At 50.5% G+C, this 21834-nt stretch carries 32 protein-coding genes; 29 read left to right on the forward strand and 3 right to left on the reverse strand.

What is annotated here, in order from left to right; genetic code table 11:
- Positions 1-66: 66 nt before the first annotated feature.
- From CHH67_RS22590 to CHH67_RS22605, 4 genes are read left to right on the forward strand one after another with little or no spacing between them, the layout of a single operon-like run.
- On the forward strand, positions 67-1158 hold the full coding sequence (locus CHH67_RS22590) for a DNA-methyltransferase (RefSeq protein WP_179292205.1): 1092 nt from the start codon (positions 67-69) through the stop codon (positions 1156-1158).
- Positions 1158-1562 carry a sigma factor-like helix-turn-helix DNA-binding protein gene (locus CHH67_RS22595; RefSeq protein WP_095267627.1) on the forward strand — a complete coding sequence of 135 codons (405 nt, stop codon included), beginning with the start codon at positions 1158-1160 and terminating at the stop codon, positions 1560-1562. Before CHH67_RS22590 ends, CHH67_RS22595 begins: the two co-directional genes overlap by 1 nt.
- Positions 1562-2278 carry a DNA-methyltransferase gene (locus CHH67_RS22600; protein WP_095267628.1) on the forward strand — a complete coding sequence of 239 codons (717 nt, stop codon included), beginning with the start codon at positions 1562-1564 and terminating at the stop codon, positions 2276-2278. The genes CHH67_RS22595 and CHH67_RS22600 overlap by 1 nt, the downstream gene beginning before the upstream one ends.
- Complete coding sequence (locus tag CHH67_RS22605) at positions 2275-2790, forward strand: hypothetical protein (RefSeq protein ID WP_095267629.1); 516 nt, start codon at positions 2275-2277, stop codon at positions 2788-2790. Before CHH67_RS22600 ends, CHH67_RS22605 begins: the two co-directional genes overlap by 4 nt.
- A 136-nt stretch (positions 2791-2926) precedes the next feature.
- Here CHH67_RS22605 and CHH67_RS22610 read toward each other — a convergent pair whose 3' ends face one another.
- From CHH67_RS22610 to CHH67_RS22620, 3 genes are all read right to left on the reverse strand, one after another.
- A complete protein-coding gene (locus tag CHH67_RS22610) occupies positions 2927-3556 on the reverse strand; it encodes a pentapeptide repeat-containing protein (RefSeq protein WP_179292206.1) in 630 nt (209 codons plus the stop codon).
- A 155-nt stretch (positions 3557-3711) separates the two neighbouring features.
- Positions 3712-4020, reverse strand: coding sequence for a hypothetical protein (locus tag CHH67_RS22615; protein WP_095267631.1), 309 nt, complete (start codon positions 4018-4020; stop codon positions 3712-3714).
- 215 nt (positions 4021-4235) lie between these two features.
- On the reverse strand, positions 4236-4520 hold the full coding sequence (locus CHH67_RS22620) for a hypothetical protein (RefSeq protein WP_095267632.1): 285 nt from the start codon (positions 4518-4520) through the stop codon (positions 4236-4238).
- Between the two features lie 379 nt (positions 4521-4899).
- On the opposite strand from CHH67_RS22620, the gene CHH67_RS22625 reads away from it, so the two are divergent.
- From CHH67_RS22625 to CHH67_RS22740, 25 genes are all read left to right on the forward strand, one after another.
- Positions 4900-5304, forward strand: coding sequence for a hypothetical protein (locus CHH67_RS22625; RefSeq protein ID WP_095267633.1), 405 nt, complete (start codon positions 4900-4902; stop codon positions 5302-5304).
- 12 nt (positions 5305-5316) lie between these two features.
- Positions 5317-5481, forward strand: a complete 165-nt coding sequence (locus tag CHH67_RS26035) for a helix-turn-helix domain-containing protein (RefSeq protein ID WP_144029309.1) — start codon at positions 5317-5319, stop codon at positions 5479-5481.
- Between the two features lie 18 nt (positions 5482-5499).
- A complete protein-coding gene (locus tag CHH67_RS22630; protein WP_095267634.1) occupies positions 5500-6165 on the forward strand; it encodes a hypothetical protein in 666 nt (221 codons plus the stop codon).
- Positions 6166-6446: 281 nt separating this feature from the next.
- On the forward strand, positions 6447-6662 hold the full coding sequence (locus tag CHH67_RS22640; protein ID WP_095267636.1) for a hypothetical protein: 216 nt from the start codon (positions 6447-6449) through the stop codon (positions 6660-6662).
- The gene (locus CHH67_RS22645; RefSeq protein ID WP_095267637.1) at positions 6659-6847 is read left to right on the forward strand and encodes a hypothetical protein; all 189 of its coding nucleotides are present in this window, start codon (positions 6659-6661) and stop codon (positions 6845-6847) included. The genes CHH67_RS22640 and CHH67_RS22645 overlap by 4 nt, the downstream gene beginning before the upstream one ends.
- 132 nt (positions 6848-6979) lie before the next feature.
- Positions 6980-7192, forward strand: a complete 213-nt coding sequence (locus CHH67_RS22650; protein WP_095267638.1) for a hypothetical protein — start codon at positions 6980-6982, stop codon at positions 7190-7192.
- Entirely contained in the window at positions 7146-7646 is a 501-nt protein-coding gene (locus CHH67_RS22655; RefSeq protein WP_144029310.1) for a hypothetical protein, read from the forward strand. Before CHH67_RS22650 ends, CHH67_RS22655 begins: the two co-directional genes overlap by 47 nt.
- Positions 7639-7812, forward strand: coding sequence for a hypothetical protein (locus CHH67_RS26355; protein ID WP_179292207.1), 174 nt, complete (start codon positions 7639-7641; stop codon positions 7810-7812). Before CHH67_RS22655 ends, CHH67_RS26355 begins: the two co-directional genes overlap by 8 nt.
- A gap of 34 nt (positions 7813-7846) precedes the next feature.
- On the forward strand, positions 7847-8293 hold the full coding sequence (locus CHH67_RS22660; protein WP_095267640.1) for a hypothetical protein: 447 nt from the start codon (positions 7847-7849) through the stop codon (positions 8291-8293).
- A gap of 360 nt (positions 8294-8653) precedes the next feature.
- Complete coding sequence (locus CHH67_RS22665; protein ID WP_095267641.1) at positions 8654-9046, forward strand: phBC6A51 family helix-turn-helix protein; 393 nt, start codon at positions 8654-8656, stop codon at positions 9044-9046.
- A 1096-nt stretch (positions 9047-10142) separates the two neighbouring features.
- Positions 10143-11873 (forward strand): phage terminase large subunit, encoded by a 1731-nt coding sequence (terL, locus tag CHH67_RS22670; RefSeq protein ID WP_244908305.1) that lies wholly within the window; start codon positions 10143-10145, stop codon positions 11871-11873.
- A 20-nt stretch (positions 11874-11893) separates the two neighbouring features.
- Positions 11894-13456: a phage portal protein gene (locus tag CHH67_RS22675; protein ID WP_244908306.1), complete on the forward strand. Its 1563-nt coding sequence runs from the start codon at positions 11894-11896 to the stop codon at positions 13454-13456.
- Between the two features lie 3 nt (positions 13457-13459).
- Positions 13460-14296 (forward strand): phage minor capsid protein, encoded by an 837-nt coding sequence (locus CHH67_RS22680; protein ID WP_095267642.1) that lies wholly within the window; start codon positions 13460-13462, stop codon positions 14294-14296.
- A gap of 88 nt (positions 14297-14384) precedes the next feature.
- Positions 14385-15083 carry a phage scaffolding protein gene (locus CHH67_RS22685; protein ID WP_095267643.1) on the forward strand — a complete coding sequence of 233 codons (699 nt, stop codon included), beginning with the start codon at positions 14385-14387 and terminating at the stop codon, positions 15081-15083.
- 77 nt (positions 15084-15160) lie between these two features.
- Positions 15161-16252 (forward strand): SU10 major capsid protein, encoded by a 1092-nt coding sequence (locus CHH67_RS22690; RefSeq protein ID WP_095267644.1) that lies wholly within the window; start codon positions 15161-15163, stop codon positions 16250-16252.
- Positions 16253-16314: 62 nt separating this feature from the next.
- Complete coding sequence (locus tag CHH67_RS22695; RefSeq protein WP_095267645.1) at positions 16315-16563, forward strand: hypothetical protein; 249 nt, start codon at positions 16315-16317, stop codon at positions 16561-16563.
- 14 nt (positions 16564-16577) lie between these two features.
- Entirely contained in the window at positions 16578-16967 is a 390-nt protein-coding gene (locus tag CHH67_RS22700; RefSeq protein ID WP_095267646.1) for a hypothetical protein, read from the forward strand.
- Positions 16967-17284 carry a hypothetical protein gene (locus CHH67_RS22705; RefSeq protein ID WP_095267647.1) on the forward strand — a complete coding sequence of 106 codons (318 nt, stop codon included), beginning with the start codon at positions 16967-16969 and terminating at the stop codon, positions 17282-17284. The genes CHH67_RS22700 and CHH67_RS22705 overlap by 1 nt, the downstream gene beginning before the upstream one ends.
- On the forward strand, positions 17284-17709 hold the full coding sequence (locus tag CHH67_RS22710; RefSeq protein WP_095267648.1) for an HK97 gp10 family phage protein: 426 nt from the start codon (positions 17284-17286) through the stop codon (positions 17707-17709). Before CHH67_RS22705 ends, CHH67_RS22710 begins: the two co-directional genes overlap by 1 nt.
- Before the next feature lies 1 nt (position 17710).
- Entirely contained in the window at positions 17711-18133 is a 423-nt protein-coding gene (locus CHH67_RS22715; protein ID WP_095267649.1) for a hypothetical protein, read from the forward strand.
- Positions 18134-18186: 53 nt separating this feature from the next.
- On the forward strand, positions 18187-18873 hold the full coding sequence (locus CHH67_RS22720; RefSeq protein ID WP_095267650.1) for a hypothetical protein: 687 nt from the start codon (positions 18187-18189) through the stop codon (positions 18871-18873).
- Between the two features lies 1 nt (position 18874).
- Positions 18875-19921 carry a phage tail sheath subtilisin-like domain-containing protein gene (locus tag CHH67_RS22725; RefSeq protein WP_095267651.1) on the forward strand — a complete coding sequence of 349 codons (1047 nt, stop codon included), beginning with the start codon at positions 18875-18877 and terminating at the stop codon, positions 19919-19921.
- Positions 19922-19935: 14 nt separating this feature from the next.
- A complete protein-coding gene (locus tag CHH67_RS22730; RefSeq protein WP_095267652.1) occupies positions 19936-20382 on the forward strand; it encodes a phage tail tube protein in 447 nt (148 codons plus the stop codon).
- A 62-nt stretch (positions 20383-20444) separates the two neighbouring features.
- Positions 20445-20828, forward strand: coding sequence for a phage tail assembly chaperone (locus CHH67_RS22735; RefSeq protein ID WP_095267653.1), 384 nt, complete (start codon positions 20445-20447; stop codon positions 20826-20828).
- 201 nt (positions 20829-21029) lie between these two features.
- Positions 21030-21834: phage tail tape measure protein (locus CHH67_RS22740; protein ID WP_244908307.1), on the forward strand; the 805-nt coding region annotated here is incomplete at its 3' end.

A 21834-nucleotide genomic window follows, 5' to 3' on the forward strand; every position in this document is an offset into this window, starting at 1 on the left:
AACGGGGATCTATCGCTAATTATACGTAAATTGAACGAAAAGTAAACGATATGGAGGCGGTTAGATTTGACGGAAATTAACGTTGTATTATGCGGCGACAGTACGGAGGTCCTGCGCCAGTATCCCGACGCGTTTTTCGATAGCGTGGTTTGCGATCCACCGTATGGATTATCGAAAGAGCCGAATATTACCGAAGTCCTGACGAAATGGATTGCGGGCGAGCCGTACGACCACGGTCACGGCGGATTCATGGGGAAATCGTGGGATTCGTTCGTGCCGCATCCGGATTTATGGCGTGAGGTATTCCGCGTGTTGAAGCCGGGAGGACATGCGCTAGTATTCGCCGGAACGCGCACACAAGACTTAATGACGATTGCGCTCAGGCTCGGAGGTTTCGGGATCCGGGATGTTATCGAATGGCTTTATTTTAGCGGATTTCCGAAGAGTATGGACGTTGGCAAGGCGTTTGATAAACGGGCAGGCGTGTTGGCTCCGCGTGGTCAAGGTTTCAACGTTGCCGGACAAAACGTACAGCTAAACCAAAACAGAGAGTTACGGTCGGACCACCCGGATTATGTGCCTTATTCGCCACAATCCGAACTCGCCCGCAAATGGGACGGATGGGGAACCGCACTCAAGCCCGCGCACGAACCGATTATCGTCGCGCGTAAGCCGCTCGCCGGGACCGTGGCCGAAACGGTCGAGAAGTACGGAACGGGTGCGATTAATATCGATGGGTGCCGGATTGCTACGGACGATAAAATGTCGTACTCATCCAGCAAGGCGATGGGCGTTACTTCCTTCGGAACGGGAACGACTAAACAGCACGAAGCCGGACGTTTCCCCGCAAATTGCGTCACAACGGACGACGACGCGTTTTATTCCCCGTATTTCAACGTCACTCCGCGCGAAGTCTGCAAAAAGGCGACTAAGGCGGACCGCGGCGCAGGCAACACGCATCCAACCGTCAAGCCGACCGCACTCATGGCGTGGCTCATCCGTTTAGTAACGCCACCAGGCGGAACCGTACTCGATCCGTTCGCCGGCTCCGGCAGTACGTTAGTCGCGGCCAAACGTGAGGGCTTCGGCTATGTCGGAATTGAACGTGAACCGGAATACGTAGATATCGCAAATGCACGCACGAAGGAGGCGGTCTAATGGGCGCAGTTAAAGTGGATACGGAAAAACAGGCGCGAGCATACGAAGTAAAATACGCTCTCAACGACGCGGCCGGCGTTAAGGCGCTGCTCCGCGATCGCCACCGGATAGGCGAGCGACGCTATAAAGGCGACACGGCGGCCAGCGACATACTAATCGATTTACACAGCGCAATCTATAACGCCGGCCTAACCGATCGCCAGGCGGAGGCGATTGCGTGGGTGTACGGTCGGGATCTTACGCAGGCGAAGGCGGCGGAAATCATGGGGATCGCGCAAAAGAACGTTAGCGAAGCGATTGACCGCGCTGCCGAGGCGATTGCGGCGGTGTTTGCGCGGTGGGAATACGGCGAGGTTAGCGTTGAGTATGCGGATGCGGAAGAAATCGAAGAGGAGGCGGTTTAATGGCGGAAAAGAAACTGCTCGGCGGCATCGAATTAAATCGGATTTACCAACGCGATTGTATCGAAGGAATGCGGATGATTCCGGACAAGAGTATTGACCTAATCGTTACAGATCCGCCTTACCTTATGAATTACCGCAGTAACCGTCGCGTCGCAAACGAAAGATTTAAACATATCACCAATGACAGGGACAGTAACGGCTTAATTGCGGACTATATCGCGGAGTGCTACCGTGTTCTTAAGGAAGATACCGCCATTTATATGTTCTGCAGCTGGCATCATATCGATTTCTTTAAAACAGAGTTTGAAAAGTATTTCAAACTTAAAAACTTAATCGTCTGGAACAAAAACGTCCACGGTACCGGCGATCTCAAAGGTTCTTACGGTCCTAAACACGAGTTAGTTCTGTTCGGACATAAGGGGCGATCGCTGCTTCGCGAGAAACGACTTCCTGATGTCATAGATTGCGCAAAGATTCCGAGCCTCAAGCTTACTCATCCAACGGAAAAGCCGACGGAGCTATTGAAAATATTCATTCGAAACTCAAGTGATAAAGGGGGTATTGTCCTCGACGGATTCGCAGGTACCGGGTCGACGTGCGTGGCTGCCGTGGAGACTGGTCGTAACTTTGCCGCATTTGAAATCGAGACGGAATACGTTACCGCCGCTAATATGCGATTGGACTCGCTAGCCATTCCGAAGGAGGACGTAGTATGAACGACTATAAAACGCAATTTAACGAAGAGGTAACGCATCTTATCACGCGCCAAATCGAGGATCGCGGCGAGCGTATGGCGACTGTACAGGCGTTAATCGACCGATATATCAGCGAACACGGCGCGACACCGGATCCTGCGCAGCTCGAGCGCTTGACCGACTATATTCTGCGTGAGGAACTGACGGATCGCCATCCGGACAAGATTACGCGGAATGAGTATCCGTTTATGAGTACGTGGCAGCTCGACGTCCGTCACGACCGGGAGACATCGTTCAAAATGGCGGAAGAAATCGGCACGGACGGCCGCGACTACCGCGTGCCAAAACGCCGCAAGCGCAGTACGTACGAATCAATATTCGTTGACCAGGCGGCCAAAATCCGCAATAAAGAGCGCGCGGAACAGTATAAACGCGATACGGCCACGCGGACGACCGCCGAGTATAATCTGTACGAGAATGGCGGTGAGTTGACGGAATCGTTCGTACAGTGCCGCGGAATTAAATATCGTTAAAACACTTGCGCTCGCTGACTATTTCAGCGGGCATTTATTTTAAAAAACCTCTTTACATATAATTAATTACATGCTATTATTAAGACATAATTGGAAAAACCCTCACTGGCCGTTGTGGCTGGTGAGGGTTTTTTTGTTAATAAATATTTATCGTATGAAAATCTGCTCTATAGAGATCAGCGTTATGAAAGTTTGCTCCATTAAGGTTAGCTTTGTGAAAATCAGCTCTTTCGAGGTCTGCCCCCTCAAAATCTGCTCCGCTTAGATTGGCACCTTCAAAATTTGCAGAGATCAGTTTTGCATTAGTCAATATTGCTCCACTTAAATCAGCATTGGTAAAGTCGGCACAGCTTAGATCTGCTCCGCGAAAATTGACTGAACGCAAATCTGCACCAACAAATGATGCATACTTCAAATTGACAAACACTCCAAAATTCGTTCTTTGGAACTGTGCATGACGTAAATCAGCACCGTCCATAACCACATTCCCCATATCTGCTCCGCGAAAGTCTACATAAGATAGATTAGCATTGGTAAAGTCTGAGCAAAAAACCATAACGCTTCGAAAGTTTGATCCATGTAAATCCGCACCTTGAAAATTTGCTTCGGCTAAATCGTATTTGTCGAATCTATTCTTTATGTTGTAGGTTTTTTTGATATCAACCTCAGACAAGGTAACACCGCTTAAATCGGCACGAACGCCGCCAGGCTCTTTAAACCTCCATTTCATGTGGAGATCAATAATTTTTTGAATTTTATCATTCACAATAATTCTCCTTCCGCACCTGTTGGCGCTTGACATATTTTTTGTCAAGGAGTACGATACAGATATGTCGGACTCCTTGCGGGTTCGTGGATTGTCTTACTTTAATATTTCTTTGCATCAGCCGGGGCGCATTCCCCGGCTTTTGCTTTGGCACATCACAATTCTTTCGCCGCCTCTCCTACCCCATAAAACTCTATGCGTTCATTCCAAACCTCTTGATCTTCAATGGATAGCCCTTCGCTATCAAAGTAAGCCACTAGGACTGCTCCTTGGTTAACCCAAGATTCGACTTCTGTCGGAACGTCATTTTCATTAAACAATTCGCTACCATTCCAATCCACAAAACCTTCTTCACTTTTGATATTGAGAAGCGCTGAAACATGGTGCGGTTCAGGCTGGAACCAAGTTCCGTTTTCTAGCAGTATTGCGTCGTAACCGTTAGTGTGCATGAATGCGATTTTCATTTTGACATCTCCTTCACTTGAATAATATTTTAATCACCGACCGTTTTCTTTTCGCGAATCTCGGTAATTCTCAATCTGTTCACGGGTCCATACAGGCCCGTTAGATAACCTTTGCACCGGCTCCGGGAACGCCCCTCTGCTTATGTATGTCTGGACTCTGCGGCGATCCCATCCAAGTATATCAGCAGCGTCCGATAGACCTACAAGGGGCGGTATTACTTTGACGCTTTGGACAATAGAACCTGGCCTGTGATGGACGAAAGTCGTGGCGTGACACCATAAGCATCTAATTCGCAGTGTTCGTTTTTATGATCGAATATTGCGATTTCCCCTGTTACTGTTTCTCCTACCGAATATCCTTCAGGCAACACATACTCAACTGCATCATGTACGAACGAAAATTCCGTTACGCTGTAATCTGAATCAGCAATTACGTATGTATCCTTAGTCATCCGGTCGTTCTTTTGCGTTTCTACAAATTGCAGTTTGATTGTTTTCATTTCAGTCATCCTTTCCAACTGCCTGCCATTCGGTCAGGTCTTATGTCGTCCTCTTGTATGACTCAATCATACTACAGCTGTATGACGATGTCAACACTGTTTTTAATATTTTTTTTATTTTTCCAACAAAAAACCCGCCGTCAGGCATGTCTGTTTAACATAAAGTCCAAATTGTGTATCTCTCTTTCATCTCGCGCTAGTGGATCTAAAGCAACAGATAAGCGTCTGATTGCTTCCGTGTGCCAACGTGATACCGTACTCCTGTCCTTGCTCAGCACGTCCGCTATTTCGTTGAGGGTAGCAGTTGACGCCCGTTGTCGGGCGTGCTATATTATATACAAGCCCGACAACGGGCGTAAAGATAAAGGAGTGATCGTACATGGAAAAATTCAAAGCTATTGCAAAAGAAATCTTTGAGAATAAATACCAACACGTTGGTATTCGCTTGCTTTGCGAAGATGAAAACTACAACGTTGGTGACGATTGCCGCGAATCTTATGAGCATGACTTCGAAAACGATGTATCGTCCTACTATACAACAGGAGAAACCGCCGACGGAACTTGCGCCACTCGCGTCGACACATTCGATTTTAACTTTTTCTTCTATGATGATGAGGACATTAAAGCATTGGCTTCTAAGATCAATCAAGCTGTTGATCAAAACAAAGTATATGGTTCTGGTAAACGCGTAATTATTGCCGGAACATCCTCATATACAGATGGTCATTTCGATGAAGATGAAATTCGCATACGCAATGCACAGGTTATCGCATTATTAGACTAGGAGGGGCAAGATATGAATCCACTTGATCATATTATGGGAACTGAAGACGCTGCTAAGCTTTGGAGCCTTTCGCAAGACCATATCAAACGATTGTGTCGTGACGGTAAGGTTAAATGTATTCGCATAGGTAAAACGTGGATACTAGATAAAAATCAACCTAAACCTGGAACAAGTTAAATTAAGGGAGGGGAGATTATGATAAAGATTGGCGACACGTACGAAATGCTAACAGTCTTATCGCCACACACGAAAAAACTGTACGGTGAATCCGCCTGGGTTTGCGCCTGCGACTGCGGAGAAACCACGCTCGCCACGACAGGACAGATTATCCGCGGCGAAAAAAAGTCATGCGGATGTCTTCGTAAGAAAACGCCAGCCAATGCGCTCGACTTATCTGGCAAAAGATTTGGAAAACTAACGGTCATAGAGCGTTCTGGTGCGACGAAAGGCGGATCCGCACTGTGGCGATGTAGATGTGATTGCGGAACCGATGATTTTGTCGCGAATGCGACAAGTTTGAGACGTGGGGAAACGGTATCGTGCGGATGTTTGCGGCCGGAGCAAGCGGCTAATGCACGCGAAATTCTGGCGAACGACTATACGGTGGACGGCGTTCAGGTACCGTTATTAACAAAGAAAGTCCGATCGGACAGCGGGACCGGTCATAAAGGAGTTCACAAGCGCGTACGCAAGGGTCGCGAATACTACGAGGCATATATAACGGTGAACGGTAAGCGAAAATACCTCGGAATGTCTACGGAATTAGGAAAGGCGATTTCCATGCGTAGGCGTGCGGAGGAGGAATATTACAGTCCGTATATTAAGGCGTTGGGGGAGAGAAATGGACAGCAGCGTGATTAAAAAATGGATCGAGGAAAATTTGGTGTTGCAGGATGAGGCGCGGTCTATAACCGGACAATCCGTGTCTGCGTTTAATCAATCGGTACAGGCCGGCAAGATAAAAGCATTCGTCGAGTTTGGAGAATTGCGCAAAACACGGCTGTATCTACGGTCGGAGTTGGAGGAGTATGCGTCAAGTAAACGAATAAGAATATAATTGTTTACATGCAATTAATTATGTGTTATAATGATGATAACAACAAGAGACGGCGCAAAAACAACTTATAAAGGAGCGAATTAAAATGACGGTAACATTCGAAGGAAAGACGATCACACTAACGCAAGACCCGTACATAGACGGAGTGGCGGGCGAGCGACCGATGTACAAGGCGCACGGAAAAGACGAAGACGGCAACGAATTTATCGTAACGTGGGATGTCGTGGACGGATACGAAGAGATTACGGACGAGTCGGAAATGTGCGATTGGGACCGGCCGATCGGGATAATGTCGCTATGAGACGAATAATACTTTCGGAATTGTCACCGGAGGAATACAGACAGCGAATTATTGAGGAAGCGAAGAAATCGTATGAACTACAGACAAGATTCGGAGGGAACGTAGAGGAAGCGCTAGACGCGATTCTAACATTCGTATACGATTCCGCACATAATCGCGGCGGATATGATGCTGAAAACAAGTGAGACGCCCTAATCGGCGTCTTTTTTGCGCTATTTACCGTATATTTTACCCGTTCAGTTACCTATACGTTATGAAGCCCTGGGACGCCATCTCTTTGGAGGCTGGCGTTTTATTTTGCGAAGGAGGCGTTATAAGTGGCGGACACTATCCGCGAATTAAACGTAGGACTCACGATTGACCAGACGGACATCGCCGCGACTATCCGCGGACTCAAAGCGATCCAGCGCGAGGCGAAGAAAGCTACGCAGGCATTGCGTGAGTTGGAGGCGGTACAAATAAAACAAAATGGAGTGGTTGAGTATGGCGGAAATAACGACGTTTCTGATGCACGTAGAGTATTACGTTAAAACGAAGGTTGACCTCGGAATAATTACAGAACTAGGCGAAGAAGCCTACGAGCGATTTCTAACTAAGGCCGCGATAGAGATATCGAGAAGCACGTCACCGAAGCAGGTCTACGGCCTCGGCCGCGATGATGTACGCGAGATTGTTCACGATATTCTGAGCGACATATCGCAAAGGAAATGGATTTGTCCGCAAAGAGAGCGGATGTTCTCGTACCTCAATAACGCGGGCGAGCCGATATATGTTTTCGCACGATATAAGAAGGATGCGACAAACATTGCCAGGTCCGCAATGAACGTTAGCCCTCGATATTGGGGCAGCTTCAAAACGCTACGTAAAGCAGTCGAAGTCAACGAAAGTGGAAAAGTCGTTCTGGACAACGGAGAAGAGCGCGATATAGAGTCGCCAATCAACTTCGTCAACCTTTACGGTCATGGGAGGAATTACGATGAGTAACGCTTACTTATACTGCTATTCGCCAGCAATGTTTCACTTTTTGCGCGCGAAAGGGCTTCGATATATTTGCGTGGGCATTAACGAGAAAACAGGCGGCCGGTTCTGGTTGTTCGCGAAAGATGACGCAGTCAGACGCGCATTAGACGAGTACACAGCGATTAAGTAGACGCTAAATTACGTGGAGTGGAGTGTGTTGGAGTATGAACGAATTGGCAACGGAATCATTACGCAGAAAGTCCGAATGTCTGGAGCGAGGCCATTACGCGCCCGTTCCGCATGATTTATTTCGCAGAATCGTTCCGATCGCAAGGGAGTACGACAAAGGCAACGCTCATATTGCGGCGCTTTATACGTATCTGCTTTCGCTAGTTAACGGACAGCCGGATAACGACCGGTATATGAGCGCATTCCCTTCCGTGCAGCGAATCGCGGATGAAACGGGGATTGGACGCAATAGAATACGACCTCTTTGCGACGTTTTGGAGGCGGTCGGACTCGTTAAATCTGCGTTTGATTATACGTCGAACAAGCGCGATAAACTGTATTATCCGCAATATTATACCGAGCTGAGTGACGCCGAGATTCGCGCCAGATTGGACGAATTATATGGTCATTCACCGAGGAGTGAATTACCTAAATCACTGTAGAGTGAATTACCTAATTCACCGGAGAGTGACGGTAATAAGAACAAACGTATAATAACGAACATGTAAGAACAAACAAAACATTACCGCATCGGTTAAATTCGCTTCGCTCATTGAACCTTGCGGAAGTTGTAATAAATAAAAGATTAGACTCGCGACAACGAATATCCGCAAGGATATGAGTAAGAACAATCATGAAGCCCACTCAAAGAAGTCTCTCATGTAGTCAATACAAAAACGCTTATACTAACGTTAGCCTTTGCGCTAACATAAACGGAGGGCTAACGCTAATGTTCACGCTAATATGCGGCAAAGTCGAAGGGTTGACCTACGCTATTATACTAACGAAAGGAGTGCGTTGATATGGCGAAACAATTAAACGCAGCACAATACGTTGCAATCGAATGGTTGTCTATTCCGAATAAGGGCGGCAAGACATACGAAGAGATTGCGGGAATATGCGGCGTTCACCTCAATACGTTGAAGCAGTGGCGTAAGGATAAGACGTTCGATGCCGAGTTGAAGCGCGCTATCATCCGGAACAATAGCCATAAGCTGCCGGAGTTGGTCGAGTCGCTGGCGGAGATTGCTATACGCGATGGAAATGCGGCAATGGCGAAGTTAGCGTTACAGGTTAACGATATGTTGACGGATCGAGTCGAGGTGGATTCGAAGGATAGCGGAAATACCGATATCGAGGCGTTGAAACAGCGTATAGCTGCGTTAAAGAAAGACGATGGACATGCGAAGGAATGACGTTCTATTATAATAGGTAGGAACTCGGTGGGGCGCGGTGTCCATCCATGTCTAAACGGTCATTTTATCAACGAGACGCTTCCGGCGCGCAGCCTTCCGGAAATTTTCGAAATCGGCAGTCGAGGCGGTCAGTACACGTATGCATAACCGGTGAATAACCGCCTGGATACGGTCACTCTAAGCGCTGTATAATTTACCAGCTACAAATCGTAGGAATCGCGTAGTAATGCGGCTTTCCGGCGTTTATAACTGGGAATGAATATACTATGCATAACGCAAAAATATACAGCGCGAAAGAATGGCGTAGTGGCGCGGCTTCCCGGACACGACTATTGTTCAAAACCTGAGTTTTGTACATATGTCTGTGCATAAACGATGCATAACGTAGGGGTTACGAAAATGCCCGTTCTCCGCCCCGACGCTTTAACGCGGTGAAGCCCCCAAGGGGGTACCCTCGAGGGCCGCTTTCTGGCCTCCGAAAAATCCGCGCACCAAAAATAACGTTTGACTTTTCGGACTCGCCGACGCATGTATCTATCTGTGCGCTAATTTCAACGGGGAAATAGGCGTCCTAGCCTTACGATAGGGTTAACGGTCATCTGACGCAAATTATCGCTAAATCGACGCAAATATTACGGAGGTGTTGACGCGTGACTCAATACGTACTCGTTATTACGCAGAGTAAAGCGGAAGCCGAGACGTTTAACGCATTATTTCCGCCGGCAACCCGTAGTTTTCGTATACGTGCGTTCCCTTACGGATACGCGTTCTGTGGTGAACGACACTACGAAACGCGCCCAACCGCACTAGTATCGATGATACCGCTAAGCGATGACGACAAATGGGTTCGGCAGTGTTTAAAACCATCGCTGAAACATGACGCAGCTTACATCGTTCCTCAATAACATATACCTCACGCCAAATCTGACCGTGGATTTAGGCGTTTTTGCATTTTCGGAGTATAAACGGTCATCCAGCGTCGTAGAACGCTAATTCCACGGCAAAATCACGTCAAAACGAAAGGAGGGCGCACATTATCGCCTGGGTTAACGGAAAATGGTTAACGCGACCTGAACGCGAAGCTAAAATCAACGAAATGGAACCGGTGGTCGTCGTTGTTAAAAGTCTGACTGACGATGAGTTGAGCGCCCTTCACCCGGACGATGTCGCCGAAAGTATAGCGGTTTTGTCTGAGTATGAGCGCCTTGAACGGATTCACCGCTGCGAAACGAACCTAATCGAGTTTGCGCTCGAATACTTTTCGGAGGCGCGGAATCCCGGCAACGATGGCAACTGGGACGGATTCGATATCACCTCGTATGACGAAGCGCCTGAGTTTCACCGTGAAATCTGCGCACTAATGGACGATGTGTCGAACGTTCATACCAACGATAAAGTAGCGGAAGCGGCGCCGCGATCTCACGCGAAATCGACGTATTTATCAAAAGCATTTCCGATCCGCGAAATCTGCTACCGCAAGCGCAAATACGAAATCATCATTTCGGAGACGCCGGCGGTTTCGAGCGCTAACCTCGATTGGATTGCGATGCAACTTAAGAGTAACGCGAAGCTGCGGGCGGACTTCGGTCCGTTACTCTCGCCGAAACAACAGGAGAACGTAAAGGATAACAGCTCGGAGTTCATCGCTTGGGAGCCGCGCGAAGACGGTACGAAAAAGTTGCTAACGAAGGTAGAGGCGGCATCGACCGGCCAGGCGCTTCGGGGCCGGAACTGGAACGGTGTGCGGCCGGACTTGATTATTTGCGATGACCTCGAGGATATCAAGTCTAACGCAGCCACGCCGGAATTGCGGAAGAAGTTAAAGGACTGGTTCTCGCAAACCGTCGTACCACTCGGAGATCCACGCGGCAAGAAAACGGCATTTATCTACATGGGAACAACGGTACACCACGAGGCGTTACTCGTTGACGTCTTATATAACCGGTCGGACTTTAAATCGCGTGTTTACCGCGCGATTATCGAATGGCCCGAGCGAATGGACCTGTGGGAAGCGTGCCGGCTCGTATATAAGGATCCGGACAGGCCGAAAGAAGAACGCGTCAAGGATGCGCTCGCCCTTTACGAAATGAACCGCGAGGAAATGGATCGCGGAGCCGTCGTATTGTGGCCGGAAGCGCAGCCGATATGGAAACTGATGACGTGGAAATGGGATAACGGTTCTAAGGCATTCAATACGGAGTATATGAACAATCCGGTCGATGAAGAGTCGATGATCTTTAATCCGGAAACGTTCACGTATTGGGACGGCGGGACATTACACGAACTATTAACGCAATATCCGCGCCCGACCAGCGAATTCGACGTTTATATGGGCGTTGACTTTGCGATGGGTAAAACACGCGGCGACTACTCCGCAATTGTTACGATCGCGCGGCACAAAGAGACCGGAACTAAATACGTAGTCGATGCGTTCGGTGAGCGAATTAAGCCGGACGCTTTTTTGCGTGTAATCGTCGAAAAAGCGCTCCGTTTTCAGCCGAATGCGATCGCAGCCGAGGCACAAGCGGCGCAGGAGTTTTTCGTCATGCAGTTGAAGGACGCGCTCCGGAACGCAGGATATCCGGCCCAAACGCGCGTTAAGGAAATCCATCAGCGGTCGCGTAAAGACCTCCGGATTGAGGCGATGTTGCCTGATATTGAGAGCGGCGCTATTCAATTCTCGAAGAAACACGCGCTATTGCTGGAACAATTCGAAATGTATCCGGCCGGAACGCACGACGACTTGCCTGACGCCTTAGAAATGGCGGTAAGCATCGCGAAGACTGGACGAAAGAAAATACGGAAAAAGCCCGCGTGGGCCTATTAATAACGAAGGAGGTGCGCGAATTGACGAAACTGTTTGATACCGGGCAGCAATACCCGCCCGCCAAGGATCTTCCGCGATTAGCGAAGTACAAACGCGGCCGCATCATCTTCGACGGGCGCCATGCGGAAATTTACGAACGCGCAACGTCATTGCTCAAAGACACGCCGCACGCCTCACAGCTTGAGACGCTATTTATTGCGGTTAACTTGATGGACATTTTGCTCACGAAGCCGGCTGATTTGCTAACGGGCGAGCCGCCAACGTACGAAGCCGGCACCGGACCAGGAACGCGCGAACAAGAACGCCTCGACTCGATCGTTGAGGAAAACGATCTTACGCAAATGGTCCACGAATTAGTTATCGGCGGCGGTTATCGCGGTGACTCGTGGATTAAATCGTACTATGCGCCGCGGGCCGATGTGAGTGAGACGCTAGCGCTCGGACTTGATGCGCCAACTCCTCCGCCTGAACCGATTATCGAGGCGGTGCCAGCGAATATCGTCTTTCCGGAGCTGTCCATCGGATCGCGCAAGAAATACAAAGCGGTGAACGTTGCGTGGGTCGAGTGGGTCGAAGAGCCTGGCGGCAAAATAAAGCGCTGGTTTTTCGGCAAGCACGTCAACGCCACGCCATATCTTCACGTTGAGCGCTATGTGCCGGGATATATCGTTTACGAAAAGTACAAACTCGATTTCCTTGCGGTCAATAACGAATGGGGCGCGCCGATCTCGACGTACACAATCGGCGAAAGGGTATCGACCGGTCGCGAAACTGACATCGAACCTACCGGAACCGACCGACTGCTCGTACATCACATTCCGTATAAAAGCGTGGATGACCGTTGGGAAGGAATTAGCGGCGTCGAGAAGATTGAGAGCGTGTTGAGCGCGATAAATGAACGCCTGGCGCAGATCGATTATATCCTGTGGAAGCACTCGGATCCGATGATGTATGGACCGGACGATATTGATGACGACGCAGAGTCCACGCTTAGAGCAGGCGGGCGGTACATTCCGGTCGCAAAAGACGGCGTTAAACCGGGCTATATGACGTGGGAGGGACAACTCGAATCTGCGTTTAAAGAGCTCGATATCCTGCTCGGTATCGTTTACCAGATGTCCGAAACTCCGCAATGGTTGTTCGGCACGACACTCGCCAACGATAAAGGCGGAACCGGCACGTCTCATACAGACTCGGCCGCCATTAAAGCGCGGTTCATGCCGATTCTTTCGAAGGTTAACCGCATCCGAGCGCACGTTGACCGCGCGTTACGTGACGCAATTTGGACCGTAATGCAACTCGAAAACTACGCAAACAAAGGCGTGGCCGGCTTCGAGAAGTATGAACCGGTATATCCGACGATTAACTGGCGTGACGGCATTCCGCAGGATCCGAAAGAAGCCGCAGAGGTGGCCGCAATCCGGACGGGCGGCAAGCCGACGCAATCCGTTGGAGACGCGATTAAACAACTGGACGGCGTCAGTGACGCGCAGGCTGCGGAGATGGTAAAACGCATTGATGACGACGAGAAGCGTGTGAGCGGAACAGTCGACGGAACGGTATTTAACGAAGTGGTGGTGTAGTGAATGGTTACACTGCCGCACGATCCGACGTACGATCGCGATATCGAGATATTAGTCCGCGCCTACAAAAAAGCGATACGCGATATCTCGAACGAGCTCTCACGCTTGGAATTGACGGACATGTCGCGGGCCAATTCGCAGGCTGCACTCGCCGAGGTCGCGAAGACACTCGCATCACTTAACGATGAATCTGCGGAATGGGTTAAAGCGTACATTCCAAAGGCCGCGACCGATGGCGTCGTACAGGCAATTATCGGCCTCGGCGTTGCAGAAACGGTGGATGAGGCGGCCAAAATAGCGAAGTTTAACCGCCTCAACCGCGAATTTGTCGCGACAGCAATCGCGGACACACAGGCGGATCTCTTAGCGGTTACGCAAAACATCGACCGCAAAGTCCGTATCGCAGTGCGCCAGGCAACGGCCGATGCCATGCGCGCAAATCTTGCGAAGGGAATTAACGGACGGCGCACGATAAGCCGCGATATCCTGGCGAATATGCGCAATTCGCTCGGCGAAGCGGTTAACACCGGAATTATTGACGCTGCCGGCCGCCGTTGGAAGCCGGAAGCCTACGTCGAGATGGTGACGCGCACTAAAATGGCGCAGACACACCGCGAGGTAACGATGAATGAAGCGCTTGGTCGCGGGGCAATGTACGGCCGGATTTCGAGGCACGGCGCAAAGGATGCGTGTGCGAATTACGAAGGAATGATCGTAAAGTTAACGCCGGATGCTCCGGGGAATTACCGTTATGTCGGCGACTTACCTCGACGTGAAATATTTCATCCGCGCTGTCGGCACACAATCACGCCGGTACGCGATCCATTGAACGCCATTTAGGGCGTTTTCTTCTTGTCCGAACGTTCATGACGTTAAACTGCAACGGAAACCATGCGCTACGCGGCGCTAAAACGCGGGAGGAACCGAAATGAATAACGATAACATTCGCTATAGATATCCGTTAGATTTGCAATTGTTCGCGGAGGAAGCACCGCCAACTGATCCGGAGACGCCGCCTGCAGATCCGCAAGACCCGCCGAAAATGGTGCCGCAAGACGAGGTCGATCGGATTGTCGCAGATAGACTCGCACGCGAACGTAAGAAATACGGAGATTACGACGATATCAAGGCGAAGTTGGCAGACTTGGAGAAGGCGGAAGACGAGCGCAAGAAAGCGGAACTGTCCGAAGTCGAGCGTTTGGCTGCCGAATTGGACGAAGCACGTAAGAAAGCGCAAGAGGCGGAGGAGCGCGGTACTAGCGCAATTACCGCTGCAAATAAACGTCTGATTAACGCAGAGTTTAAAGCGTTGGCTCGCGAACACAACATTCCGGCCGACCGGTTAACTGCTGCGCTAAGATTGGCGGATTTAAGTAGTGTTACCGTCGATGATGACGGAAATGCGCAAGGCGTTGAGGACGCGGTTAAAGCGTTGATCGAGGCGAATCCGTATTTGGCCGAAAAGCCACAACCGAAACATATCGGAGGCGCGAGCGGAGGTGCTGGCGGAGAACCTGATGATAAGACGAAGGACCAACTGCTGGCCGAAGCGAAGGCGCTTGCTGAGAGAAACCCAACACCGGACGCAATTGCAGCATATACCAAGCTCAAGCGAGAGCTCTCCTAATAATTTAAGCCAAGGCGACCCGAAATGGGCCGTCTTTTTTGTTTTACCAAAAACCAATATAACGGAGGAATTTATTCATGTCTAAGATTTTTAACTACGATCTCATCGGCAAGCCGGAGTCCGTCACAGAACAGATTTTGATGCTCAACCCGTATCAAACGCCAATGCTTTCCATGCTCGGTTTTGCAGGCGCGGTAAATCAAGTCGAGCACGCCTGGTTCGAAGATTCGATGTTTGCGACTGAATCCACGATCACCGCTGACATCGATGCTGTCGCAACTTCCGTCGTGGTCGCATCTGTTGAGCCATTCCGCTCCGGCGACGTCGTTAAAGTTGGAGAGGAGCTGCTGAAAGTTACCGCAATCAACGGCGGGACTAAAACGCTGACTGTATTGCGGGGCTACGCAGGAACTACGGCCGCTGCCGCAACATCCGGAGCAGCTATCGAGTTCCAGTTTACGGAAGGCGTCGAAGGTGCTGACGCGATTGCCGCTCGCTACAAAGCGCGCGTTCGTAAGTCGAATATTACGCAAATCTTTACGGACACGGTCGAAGTTACCGGTACTGCAGCCGCCGTCGCGAACTACGGTATCGCCGATATCTACACGTACGAGCAATCGAAGAAGCAGCTTGAACTCGCGTTGCAGTTGGAAAAAGCGCTGATCAACGGCATCAAGTACGAAAACGGCGCCGTTCGTCAAATGGCCGGCGTACGCAGTCTCGTACAAACTAACGTTAAAGATGCCGCAGGTGCTGCACTGACTCTCGACCTGGTTAACGACAGCCTGCAGGCGATCTATGAAAAAGGCGGATTCGCTACCGGTGGTAACTACGAAATCGTCGTACCGGCCAAGCAGAAACGCGTCGTATCGAGCTTTGGAGCGGACTTGGTTCGCGTTGATCAAGCGGATGAGCGTCGCGGTACTGTCGTATCTCGTCTGACTACCGATTTCGGCGAGTTCCCGGTTTCCATCAACGATAACCTCGCGCCTAACGAGCTGTTCATCATCGATAAGAACCGCGCGAAGATCCGTCCATTGAATGGCCGCGACTTCCAACACGAATACCTCGGTAAGAAAGGCGATTACTACCAAGGTATGATCGTCGGTGAGTACACGCTCGAGCTGCATCAAGAGCAAGCACACGCACGCATCAAAGGTTTGGCGTAAGCCGACCGCAAATAAGCGGAGCCTGTTAACGCAGGCTCCCGTTATATGACGGAGGTTTTACGATGAAAAAATATACGTCTCGGTACGCTGAACTTTCGTTCTATGTCAACGGCAAAGAGCGCAAGTTTAGCGCCGGGGTTTACGTAGCCGCAACGCCGGAAGAGATTGCGGTGCTTAATCGTCTGGTGGACGCGATTCCCGTAGACGAGGCGCCGAAAACGGAGGAGCCGGCCGCCAAAGAAAAGCCGGTCAAAGAGGATGCGAAAGCACCTAAAACGCCGCGAAAGGCCAGCGCGTCCTCCGATAAATAACGGAGGTGGGCCGTATGGCTATTACGGTAATTGAAGCAGACACGTACATCGACGCAAACTGTATCGATATCGAGGATTGGACGGATTGTGACGTCGCGAAAAAACAACGAATATTAACGGTCGCTGAACGCACACTCACGTACAAGTTTCCGAAATACACGATACCGGCCGCTGCGGTGTACGAGTTTGCGAACGAACTTGCGATCGCGTTTAACGATACGAACCGCCTGCAGATGCAAGGCGTTGCTTCATTCGGACTGACGGGCGTTGCGAATTTCACGTTCAAGGATTGGGCGAAGTCGGGCCTGACCGCGTGGATACCGGACTCTGCGCTCGACATCATCGGCGATGCAAACGGCGGTATCAAGCTCGGACGAAGATCGCTAAAGTGGGTGACGATGTAATGGCGTGGATCCCACTTAAGCAAACGGTCATAATCACGAAGCCTGCGTCAAAGGACGGTTGGGGCGTAGTTATCCCAGGTGTCAGCACCGTCGTTAAGGCGCGCGTATCCGAAGAGACCCGCGTAATAAAGAACAACCTCGGCGAAGAGGCCGTATCGAACATGACGATATACCTCAGTAGGCTTGCAGACGTTTCGTACGACGACACGATAACGTTCACGAACGAATTAGGTGTCACGATCAATCGAAAACCGATGCTGATACAGCCGAAACGTTGGATCAACGGAAAAGCCGTTCTGACGGAGGTGTACGTCTGATGAGCATAACGCTAGATTTTGACTTCGATAAATTCCTTCGAGCCTTTGAGGACGCACAAGATGCCGTAACGGAGGGCGCAATTGCCGGAATGCATGACGCTCTCGACCGATGGCAAGCCGATTCTCGCGACGTTGCTCCTATCGACAAGGGAACGCTGGGACAATCGATACGGCAAGAACCGGTTAAGGTGGAGAACGGCGAAATTGTGGGCGAATTGACCGCGAATGCAATCGAGGTTTCGAGGTCGGGCCGGTTCAACTACGCCTATTACATTCACGAGAACGATGCGGGCGGAAAGAAGCTGCGTCATCCAGGAACGGTTAAGAAATTCCTCGAGGATCCGCTAAGAAATAACGAGTCGGAATACGAACGTCTGGTGGAACGTCAGATCGAGGCCGAGATTAAGCGAAGGGGGCTAGCGTAACTTGAGCGTAATTGACGACATGGTCGAAATTGAGGCGTATATCAAGGCGCTATTCCCTGCCGCGATCACCGGCAAACAAGTCATCGACGAACAACCGCCGGCCAATTCGTTTTATATCCGGATGCTTAACGAAGATCGCGAAACCGAAACGCGTTATCACTTCCGGATTGACCGAACGTACCAAATCGTGCATTTTGCGGAAAGGCCGGACACGGTTCTCGCGAATATGCAAACGATAGGGGATGCGGTTTATCAAAACGAACACATCGGTCCTATCCGCATTAACGGGTTTTCGGTATCGCAACCAACGATGACCGAGAACGACCTATTCGTCATTATCGGCATATTGGATACGAGCATTCGGCAGGCTCGAGCGCAGGAGACTTATCCGAAAATTAACCATATCGGAGTTAGACGTATTTAATGGGCGTTCCCAAACGGGGCGCTCTTTTTTATACACAAAGGAGGAACTCAGACTTGGCAGGAAAACGCCTAAAGGAATTTAATACGTCCTACTTCTCGAATTTGGATAGTGAGTCAACCTACTGGTTAGGGTTCATTCAGGCGGACGGTTGTGTCCAGCTTGACCCAAGGAAACCTACAACCAAAACACTCCGAATTGAGGTACATGCAGATGATGCACCACACCTTGATCTTTTCCGGCAAGCGGTAGGAGCTAACAGTCACGAACTAAAACCAGGCAGGAAGAATACAGTCTACCTCAGTCTAACTTCGCGAGAATTGTGTGACGATTTAATAAGTTTAGGTGTAAAGCCTAGAAAGTCTTTTACAGGTTCCTTCCCAACTGAGATTCCAAAAGAGTTTCTAAGTCACTACCTTCGAGGAGTATTCGATGGCGACGGTTGTATAACTATCCGAAAAAGCGGACGACCAAGGGCGCTGATTGTAGGGTCAAAAGGTTTCTGTAATTGGAGCTACGATATACTCGCGTCCGAGGCTGGAATTACTGGTGGAGGAGTTTATCCAATATCCACTATTATGTCCGTTGAGTACACGGGTTGGAAACAAGTCGGACAATTTAAGGACTTTATTTACAAGGAATCAACCGTATCTCTTAACCGTAAAAGGTTAATTTTCGAAAGTTTGTTTAGTCATCGGGAAACCGATGGCTTTTTAAATTCTAAAGAAAAGAAGGTGTCTTGATATGTCTGGAGGACAATGGGACCCTACGGCGCTACCACCGCGTCCAGGTATTTACACTAACTTCAAAGAGGCGGCTGCTGCTCAAATCAACGGAGGCATCCGCGGTATCGTGGCTATTCCGTTGCTGACCTACGCAAGCACAGCGACGGCCAAAACGTTCTACACGGTGGCGTCCGAATCTGAGGCGGCCGATCTGTTCGGTCTCGCGAATATCAAATCGATCTTACTCGCGCTCCAAGGCGGTGCGGCGGAGGTTCTCGTCTACACGATGCCAGCGTCGCCAGTCGAGCAGGATTACGTAGACATGCGCGAGGCATTCGATACGCGCCAATTTAACGTTTTCGTATTCGACGGCGAATCCGATCCGGTTCAGCAAGCGGCCACTAAAACGTGGGTTGAACGAAACCGCGAAGAAGGCAAGCACTTTTTGGTCGTTATCGGCGGTGACGCAACGACTGACGCTGATCCATCGCAAGGAGACGCTAGATCGACGCTAAATAACGACGACTACATCGTCAACGTAACAGTTGGCGGCGTTATCGGGACCGAAACGTTCACATCCGCAGAGTATGCGCCGTGGGTGGCGGGCGATATCGCAGGCACTCCGATTAACGAGTCGATCACATACGACCAGGTTCCGCTTGAGGACGTCACGAAGCGCCTGACCAATTCGCAGATTAACGCTGCATTGGCGGCCGGATCGCTAGTCTTCGTAAATGATGGCGCGAAGGTCAAGGTCGAGAGCGGAATCACCACGTCCAAAAAGAAAATCCGAAGCATCCGCGCACGCCAGGCGATCGCAACCGACATCTCGCGTACAGGCGCCGACAACTACATCGGCAAACTGAACAACAACGCGGCCGGCCAGGCAACGCTCATGATCGCAATTAAAGCGTATCTCGAAACACTTGAGGCCGAAGGCGTATTGTCCGCGCCAATGGTCGCGCTTGACCCTGCGCATGCAAGCGTTGGCGATTCCGTGTTCCTCGTTATCAGCTACACCGAAACGGACAGCATGGAACGGATATTCCTCACAATCAATATTTAAGGCGGTGATAATAGATGGCAGGACCTATGGACGCCAAGCGCGTCATTAGCGGTAACTTCGGATTTTTGTACGACCAGGACGGAAACTGGCTGTCGAACACAACCGCGGTCGAGGCAAGCATTGAGATCGGCATGGAGGAGGTCCGTCTGGCCGGCACGCGCTGGCTCGGCAACAAGACCACCACGCTTAAAGGTTCGGGCAGCATTTCCGGCTACATGGTGACGTCCGAATGGATCGAGAAGATGAACCAGGTTACGGACGACGCAAGTTCTCCGTTTGTAACCGAGCTGCAGGTCGTTCTCGACGATCCGGAATCCTTCGGCGCATATCGCGTGCGTCTGAAAAACGTCACATTCGATACTATTCCGGTAATCAATTTCGAAGTCGGTTCGATTGTTGAGCAGGAGTATACGTTTGTATTCTCCGGTTACGAAGTAATTGACGCAATCAGACCGAACTAATCAACGCAAATAAACGAAGGGCGGACTCCGGTTCGCTCTTTTAATTTACGGAGGGATAACGCATGGCTAAAGGATTAGAGGCGCTGTTGGGCGCGACGCTTGAGATGACGAAAGAGGTTTATATTCCGCGTCTGAAAGCGAGTTTCACCGTACGCGCGCTGAGTAACGAAGATATTCGCAAGATCAACGAACGAGCAACGCTTCCAGACGGAAAAGGCGGCACGCGGAAGGACGACCGTATTATCAACGCGCTCATGGTCGTCAAGGGTTGCGTAGATCCGGATTTCAACGATAAATCGCTCAAGGCGCATTACGAGGCGTCCGACGAGATTGATTGCGTAACAAAAGCGCTGCTCCCAGGCGAGTTCGGCAAAGTTCTCCGCGAAGTCCTCAACCTGTCCGGATTCGGTAATGAGGAAGAGCTGATCGAAGAAGCAAAAAACTAATCAAGGCGGGAGGCGTGCCGTTTCTACTCCATTCAATATTTCAGCGGCACCATATACCGCCTGACGAGGTTTATGCGAAAGAACGTCGCCACCAGATTTTCATGTACGCTTCGGAGCTGCTTGTTTCTGAGGAACGAGAAAAGGAACGAAGAGAGGCCGTGCGACAACAGAATCGGGCAAAGGGAGGAGGGCGACGAGTAGGTGGCATTTGATCTTGTTGGACGAATAAAGATCAAGGACGACGGTGCGTCTAAGGTATTCCGTGACCTCGAGCGCGACACGAACAGGGCGCGCAGAGCGATGGACGAATTAGAAGACACCAACCGGACGTTAAGCCGCGCACAACAAGCGGTTGGCAGTTCGGCAGGCAGTGTAAAGCGTGAGTTATCGGCGGTTGAACGCGCCGCGGAACGAGCAACAAAGGCGATGAGGGACCTCAACTCGCGGACTAAAGACGCATTCCGTAGCTTCGGCGCTGGCGTCGGTAAAGGCGCATTGTATGGCGGCATCGCAGCGCTCGGAACGGCGGCCTATATCGGAGGAAAATCGCTCGGAAAGGCGATGGACTTCGAGGCGCAATTATCCACAATCGAGGCGCTAACGGGCGCAACCGAAAAGGAAATGGCGCAAATGCAGGCGCTCGCTCTCAAGATGGGAGCGGCCACTAAGTACAATGCGTTAGAGGCGGCGCAGGCAATCGAAGAACTTCTCAAGGCGGGCATTTCGCCGGCAACCGTTCAAACGGGCGCGTTAGAGGCGGCGCTTAACCTCGCAACGGCTGGCGGTCTGGAACTAGCGGACGCTGCGGAAATTATGTCGACCGCATTAAATGCGTTCCAAGAGGACGAAATGACGGCGGCACAAGCGGCGAATATCCTCGCAGGCACAGCGAATGCTTCCGCGACATCTGTTGAAGAATTGCGGTATTCCCTTTCGATGACGTCGGCAGTAGCGGCCGGTCTCGGTATGAACTTCGAAGATACGAACATTGCGCTCGGTCTATTCG

Source organism: Paenibacillus campinasensis (assembly GCF_002272015.1).
In the GTDB taxonomy this organism is placed as follows: domain Bacteria; phylum Bacillota; class Bacilli; order Paenibacillales; family Paenibacillaceae; genus Paenibacillus_AQ; species Paenibacillus_AQ campinasensis.

Coding starts and splice junctions, on each gene's coding strand:
- CHH67_RS22595 (WP_095267627.1), top strand. CDS start 1,158: ATGGGCGCAGTTAAAGTGGATACGGAAAAACAGGCGCGAGCATACGAA.
- CHH67_RS22600 (WP_095267628.1), top strand. CDS start 1,562: ATGGCGGAAAAGAAACTGCTCGGCGGCATCGAATTAAATCGGATTTAC.
- CHH67_RS22605 (WP_095267629.1), top strand. CDS start 2,275: ATGAACGACTATAAAACGCAATTTAACGAAGAGGTAACGCATCTTATC.
- CHH67_RS22615 (WP_095267631.1), bottom strand. CDS start 4,020: ATGAAAATCGCATTCATGCACACTAACGGTTACGACGCAATACTGCTA.
- CHH67_RS22620 (WP_095267632.1), bottom strand. CDS start 4,520: ATGAAAACAATCAAACTGCAATTTGTAGAAACGCAAAAGAACGACCGG.
- CHH67_RS22625 (WP_095267633.1), top strand. CDS start 4,900: ATGGAAAAATTCAAAGCTATTGCAAAAGAAATCTTTGAGAATAAATAC.
- CHH67_RS26035 (WP_144029309.1), top strand. CDS start 5,317: ATGAATCCACTTGATCATATTATGGGAACTGAAGACGCTGCTAAGCTT.
- CHH67_RS22630 (WP_095267634.1), top strand. CDS start 5,500: ATGATAAAGATTGGCGACACGTACGAAATGCTAACAGTCTTATCGCCA.
- CHH67_RS22640 (WP_095267636.1), top strand. CDS start 6,447: ATGACGGTAACATTCGAAGGAAAGACGATCACACTAACGCAAGACCCG.
- CHH67_RS22645 (WP_095267637.1), top strand. CDS start 6,659: ATGAGACGAATAATACTTTCGGAATTGTCACCGGAGGAATACAGACAG.
- CHH67_RS22655 (WP_144029310.1), top strand. CDS start 7,146: ATGGCGGAAATAACGACGTTTCTGATGCACGTAGAGTATTACGTTAAA.
- CHH67_RS26355 (WP_179292207.1), top strand. CDS start 7,639: ATGAGTAACGCTTACTTATACTGCTATTCGCCAGCAATGTTTCACTTT.
- CHH67_RS22660 (WP_095267640.1), top strand. CDS start 7,847: ATGAACGAATTGGCAACGGAATCATTACGCAGAAAGTCCGAATGTCTG.
- CHH67_RS22665 (WP_095267641.1), top strand. CDS start 8,654: ATGGCGAAACAATTAAACGCAGCACAATACGTTGCAATCGAATGGTTG.
- terL (WP_244908305.1), top strand. CDS start 10,143: ATGGAACCGGTGGTCGTCGTTGTTAAAAGTCTGACTGACGATGAGTTG.
- CHH67_RS22680 (WP_095267642.1), top strand. CDS start 13,460: ATGGTTACACTGCCGCACGATCCGACGTACGATCGCGATATCGAGATA.
- CHH67_RS22685 (WP_095267643.1), top strand. CDS start 14,385: ATGAATAACGATAACATTCGCTATAGATATCCGTTAGATTTGCAATTG.
- CHH67_RS22690 (WP_095267644.1), top strand. CDS start 15,161: ATGTCTAAGATTTTTAACTACGATCTCATCGGCAAGCCGGAGTCCGTC.
- CHH67_RS22695 (WP_095267645.1), top strand. CDS start 16,315: ATGAAAAAATATACGTCTCGGTACGCTGAACTTTCGTTCTATGTCAAC.
- CHH67_RS22700 (WP_095267646.1), top strand. CDS start 16,578: ATGGCTATTACGGTAATTGAAGCAGACACGTACATCGACGCAAACTGT.
- CHH67_RS22705 (WP_095267647.1), top strand. CDS start 16,967: ATGGCGTGGATCCCACTTAAGCAAACGGTCATAATCACGAAGCCTGCG.
- CHH67_RS22710 (WP_095267648.1), top strand. CDS start 17,284: ATGAGCATAACGCTAGATTTTGACTTCGATAAATTCCTTCGAGCCTTT.
- CHH67_RS22725 (WP_095267651.1), top strand. CDS start 18,875: ATGTCTGGAGGACAATGGGACCCTACGGCGCTACCACCGCGTCCAGGT.
- CHH67_RS22730 (WP_095267652.1), top strand. CDS start 19,936: ATGGCAGGACCTATGGACGCCAAGCGCGTCATTAGCGGTAACTTCGGA.
- CHH67_RS22735 (WP_095267653.1), top strand. CDS start 20,445: ATGGCTAAAGGATTAGAGGCGCTGTTGGGCGCGACGCTTGAGATGACG.